General features: G+C 53.0%; 2 pseudogenes. Both read right to left on the bottom strand.

The annotated features are described in order from the left end of the window. A pseudogene (locus KVT34_RS32215) lies at positions 1 to 115 on the bottom strand (ABC transporter permease); the annotation flags it as partial. Beyond that, positions 116 to 266, bottom strand: a pseudogene (locus tag KVT34_RS32220) (ABC transporter permease); the annotation flags it as partial.

Raw genomic sequence — 266 nt, forward strand, 5'->3', positions numbered from 1 at the left:
CGATGTTGGTGACCCCGGAACGCTCCGTGAAAATACCGCCAAGGGCCGCAAAAATGTGCGCCGTGGAAAATACCAGCGTTGTATTGATCAGCTGACCCAAAATATCCAAACTCATCTAGACCACCTTCTCTCTCTTGCGCTTGAAATAGAGAGGGGCAATTACCCAGCGCACGATGCCTTGTGCGGCTACGAAGTAAATGATCGAACCGATAACGATCCGGATCAACTCCGGCGGCACATCGGCGCCAAAGCTCATTCCCGCGGAT

Source organism: Paenibacillus sp. GbtcB18 (assembly GCF_019091125.1).
Classification (GTDB): domain Bacteria; phylum Bacillota; class Bacilli; order Paenibacillales; family NBRC-103111; genus Paenibacillus_F; species Paenibacillus_F chitinolyticus.